Origin of the sequence: Bradyrhizobium sp. STM 3809 (assembly GCF_000239795.1) — a bacterium.
Lineage (GTDB): Bacteria > Pseudomonadota > Alphaproteobacteria > Rhizobiales > Xanthobacteraceae > Bradyrhizobium.
Genome location: NZ_CAFJ01000248.1, coordinates 1 through 4,343 on the forward strand (window position 1 = coordinate 1; position 4,343 = coordinate 4,343).

Annotated in this window: 4 protein-coding genes; 2 read left to right on the forward strand and 2 right to left on the reverse strand. The window is 67.8% G+C overall.

Annotated elements, in window-relative coordinates:
• Positions 1-560 (reverse strand): CDF family Co(II)/Ni(II) efflux transporter DmeF (gene dmeF / locus BRAS3809_RS13760; RefSeq protein ID WP_035656267.1); only part of this gene is annotated, 560 nt, incomplete at its 3' end.
• Positions 561-759: 199 nt separating this feature from the next.
• Between dmeF and BRAS3809_RS13765 the strand changes: the two genes are divergently transcribed.
• Both BRAS3809_RS13765 and chrA read left to right on the forward strand, forming a co-directional pair.
• Positions 760-1,578, forward strand: coding sequence for a chromate resistance protein ChrB domain-containing protein (locus BRAS3809_RS13765; protein ID WP_008962708.1), 819 nt, complete (start codon positions 760-762; stop codon positions 1,576-1,578).
• The gene (chrA, locus tag BRAS3809_RS13770; protein WP_008962709.1) at positions 1,575-2,966 is read left to right on the forward strand and encodes a chromate efflux transporter; all 1,392 of its coding nucleotides are present in this window, start codon (positions 1,575-1,577) and stop codon (positions 2,964-2,966) included. Before BRAS3809_RS13765 ends, chrA begins: the two co-directional genes overlap by 4 nt.
• Positions 2,967-2,978: 12 nt before the next feature.
• On the opposite strand, the gene BRAS3809_RS13775 is transcribed toward chrA, so the two are convergent.
• Entirely contained in the window at positions 2,979-3,953 is a 975-nt protein-coding gene (locus BRAS3809_RS13775) for a cation diffusion facilitator family transporter (protein ID WP_008962710.1), read from the reverse strand.
• Positions 3,954-4,343 lie beyond the last annotated feature (390 nt).

Consider the following 4,343-nt stretch of genomic DNA (forward strand, 5'->3'; position numbering starts at 1 on the left):
TCATGGTGATGATCGTGATCATGGTGATGATCGTGGTCGCCGTGATCATGATGGGCATGTTCGGCGTGATCGGAATGACCATGGTGACCATGATGGTGATGCTGGTGCTCCCCGGCCAGCAGCCACGCGCTGGCGAGATTGACGAGCAGGCCGAGAACCGCCACTGCGATCGCCTCGCCATAGGCGATCGGCTCGGGGATCAGCAGCCGGACCACGCTCTCATAGGCCACCTGAACGGCGATGATCAGCAGGATCAGCGCGCTGGAGAAGGCCGCGAGCTCGCCGAACTTGCCGGTGCCGAAGGTGAAGGACGGATTGCGGGCATGCCGGCGGGCGAACAGATAAGCCAGCCCGGCGATCCCCAGCGCGGCCGCATGTGTCCCCATGTGCCAGCCGTCGGCGAGCAGCGCCATCGATCCGAACAGCGATCCGGCGGCGATCTCACCGGCCATCATCGCCAGCGTCAGGCCGACGACGAACCAGGTGCGGCGCTCGTTGCGCTCGTGCTGGGCGCCCAGGAAGACGTGATCATGCGCCCAATGGTCGGCTTGTGATGGCATTCCGCCGTTCTCCACATCAGTCTCGGCACGCCCGCAGGGCGCGGCGCGCAGATTACCACAGGACGGGGCAGCCGCCCTGCACCGCGATTGACAGCGCAAACCGGTTCCGCTGTAATCTTCAATATGGGGACATCGCGATCTCCCCACGAGGCGACATGCCCAAGTATCGCGTCCCGTCATTCTCGCACGAGGACGCATCATGTCATCCTTCGCATCGATATCTCCAGACAAGCTCAGCCGCCTGATCGGAACCCCGCAGGGGCCGATCCTGATCGACGTTCGCACCGACGAGGATTTCGCCGCCGATCCCCGGCTCATCCCGGGCGCGATCCGGCGCCCAGCGCTGCAGGCTCCACAGTGGAGCGCGGAATTCGGCGGCCGCTCGGTCATCGTGATCTGCCAGCGCGGCGCCAAGCTGTCGCACGGCGCCGCGGCCTGGCTGCGCGTCGCCAAGGCCGCCGCCGAGAACCTCGAGGGCGGCTTCGAGGCCTGGAAGGCGGCGGGCCTGCCGCTCGTTCCCACGGCCAGACTGCCGGCGCGCGATGCCGACGGAAAAACCATCTGGGTGACGCGCGCCCGGCCGAAGATCGACCGCATCGCCTGTCCCTGGCTGATCCGCCGCTTCGTCGATCCGCAGGCCGTGTTCCTGTTCGTCGCGCCATCCGAGGTCATGGCGGTCGCCGAACGCTTCCAGGCCGCGCCGTTCGATGTCGAGAGCACCTTCTGGAGTCATCGCGGCGAGCTCTGCACCTTCGACGTGATGATCGCCGAATTCGGTCTGGCGATTCCTGCCCTGCAGCGGCTTGCAACGATCGTGCGCGCGGCCGATACGGCACGGCTCGATCTCAGCCCCGAAGCGCCCGGCCTGCTCGCGGCCTCGCTCGGCCTGTCCCGCATGTATGACGACGATCTCGCCCAACTCGAGGCTGGCCTTGGGCTCTATGATGCGTTCTACCGCTGGTGCCGCGACGCCACGAGCGAATCGCACAACTGGCCGACGAACAAGGTGAAGCCATGAGCGAGCTGGTCTCATCGACCGCCCCCACCCAAGCTGACGCCGGCCATGGCGTCAGCTTTGCCGAGGCGTTCAAGGTCTGGCTGCGCGTCGCCCTGCTGTCGTTCGGCGGCCCGGCCGGACAGATCGCGGTGATGCACCGGATCATCGTCGACGAGAAACGCTGGGTCTCTGAGAGCCGGTTCCTGCACGCGCTGAACTACTGCATGCTGCTGCCGGGCCCCGAGGCACAGCAGCTCGCGACCTATATCGGCTGGCTGATGCACCGCACGGCGGGCGGCCTGATGGCGGGCGGCCTGTTCATCCTGCCGGGCATCATCGCGATCATGGCCTTGAGCTGGATCTACGTCGCGTTCGGCCATGTCTGGTTCGTCGAGGCGCTGTTCTTCGGCCTGAAGGCCGCGGTGCTCGCGATCGTGATCCAGGCGGTGGTCCGCGTCGGCAGCCGCGCCCTGCGCAACAACGTCATGATCGGGCTCGCAGCGGCCGCGTTCGTCGCGATCTTCTTCTTCGCGGTGCCCTTCCCAATCATCATCATCGCCGCCGGCGTCATCGGCTATCTCGGCGCCCGCGGCGGCCGGCCCGAATTCGCGGCGGCGGGCCATGGGTCCAACGGCAGCGGTGATGGCGACAGCGCGCTCGGTGAAATCCTGCCGGAGCATGCCAGGCCGAACAGCCGGCGCACGCTGCTCACGGCGCTGGTCTGGCTCGCGCTGTGGCTGGTGCCGGTCGCCGTGATCGTCGCGGCGACGGGCAGCGGCAGCACGTTCAGTCAGATCGCGCTGTTCTTCAGCAAGATGGCGATGGTGACGTTCGGCGGCGCCTATGCGGTGCTCGCCTATGTCGGGCAGCAGGCGGTCGAGCATTATCATTGGCTCAGACCTGCGGAGATGCTGGACGGGCTCGGCATGGCCGAGACCACGCCGGGGCCGCTGATCATGGTGCTGCAATTCGTCGGCTTCATCGCCGCGTCGCGCGATCCCGGTCCGCTCTCGCCGCTGATCGCGGGCACGCTGGGCGGACTGCTCGCCACCTGGGTGACGTTCGCGCCGTGCTTCCTGTGGATCTTCGTCGGGGCGCCATATATCGAGCGCCTGCGCGGCAACAAAGGGCTCGCGGGCGCGCTCGGCGCGATCACCGCGGCTGTCGTCGGCGTGATCCTCAATCTGTCGATCTGGTTCGCGCTGCATACGCTGTTCCGCCAGACCGTGCCGATCAGCGGCTTCGGGCTGGACTTCGATGCGCCGGTGCTGTCGAGCGTCGACGGCGCAGCGTTGCTGCTGTCGCTGGCGGCGGCGGTCGCGATCCTCCGATTCAAGCTCGACATGCTGACGGTGCTCGCCGCAGCCTGCGCCGCCGGCGTTCTGCTCAGGCTGGCGGGCTGGAGCTGACGCATCGGCGGCTCACACCACGTCGGCCGGGGCCAGCTTGCACGGCTTGCCGTCGGCCTCGATCTGCAAGGTCGGATGCTGGATGTTGAAGCGGCGGGACAGCTCGGCGCAGATGCGGTGCAGGAACGCGTCGTCGGTGCCGCCGGGGCAGACGAGATGCGCGGTCAGCGCGGTCTCGTTGGTGCTCATCGCCCAGACGTGGAGATCGTGCACCTCGTGGACGCCGTCGAGCGACGCGAGATAGTCGCGCACCTCCGGCAGAGCGATGTCGCGCGGCACGGCATCGAGCGCGAGATTGACGCTGTCGCGGGCGAGATCCCAGCCGCTCAGCAGCACCACCAGCGCGATGACGAGGCTGACGACCGGATCGACCCACAGCCAGCCGGTCCAGATCGTGATCAGCGCCGCGACGACGACGCCGAACGACACGGCCGCATCGGCGGCCATGTGCAGATAGGCGCCGCGAATGTTGAGGTCGGTGTCGCGGCCGCGCATGAACAGCAGCGCGGTCGCGCCGTTGATGACGATGCCGAGCGCCGCGACCCACAGCACGGTGACGCCGGCGACCTCGCCCGGATTGCGCAGGCGATCGACGGCTTCGACCGCGATGCCGCCGACCACGAGCAGCAGCAGGCCGGCATTGATCAGCGCGGCCAGAATCGAGGCCCGGCGATAGCCGTAGGTGTGTCGGTCGGTCGGCCGCCGCCCGGACAGCCATAGCGCACCCCAGGCCAGCAGCAGCGACATCACGTCGGAGAGATTGTGGATCGCGTCGGAGATCAGCGCCAGCGAATGCGCGGCATAGCCGAACACGAGCTCGGCGACGACGAAGGCGGTGTTGAGCGAGACTCCGATCGCGAACGCCGCGCCGAAGCTCGCGGGCGCGTGGCTGTGGCCGGCGTGGGAGTGCGCGTGAGAGTGGCCGTGATCATGGGAATGGGAATGAGCATGATCATGGTCGTCGTGATCGGAATGCGACTGCGCCATGCGACCTAACACCCGCTGCTCATGACCACCCTCGATGTCGTCCCGGCGAACGCCGGGACCCATAACCACCGGCGGCAATCGGTTGGCACGCGCGTGGTTCCAGCCTGCCCATCCCGCGTCCTGTGGTTATGGGTCCCGGGTCGGCGCCCCACGCGCTAAGCGCGCGGGGCTTGCCCGGGACGACGACCGTTTTTGTCGTCGCGGTGAGTGGCAGACCGAAGAGGCGTTCGATCGTCACTCCGCCCGCCTCACTCGATCGGCCGGTTGAACTTGTTCGACTTCGGCAGGCCCTGCGCGATGCGGCCGGCGTCGGCGCGGTTGCCGCGGTAGTCGGCGAGCTCCTTCCAGCTCAGGCCCTGGTCGCGGCCGGCGGAATCCTTCCAGGCGAGG

What these genes read in the sequence shown, in the direction of transcription:
- BRAS3809_RS13765 (WP_008962708.1), top strand. Translation starts at nt 760, where the DNA reads ATGTCATCCTTCGCATCGATATCTCCAGACAAGCTCAGCCGCCTGATC.
- BRAS3809_RS13775 (WP_008962710.1), bottom strand. Translation starts at nt 3,953, where the DNA reads ATGGCGCAGTCGCATTCCGATCACGACGACCATGATCATGCTCATTCC.
- chrA (WP_008962709.1), top strand. Translation starts at nt 1,575, where the DNA reads ATGAGCGAGCTGGTCTCATCGACCGCCCCCACCCAAGCTGACGCCGGC.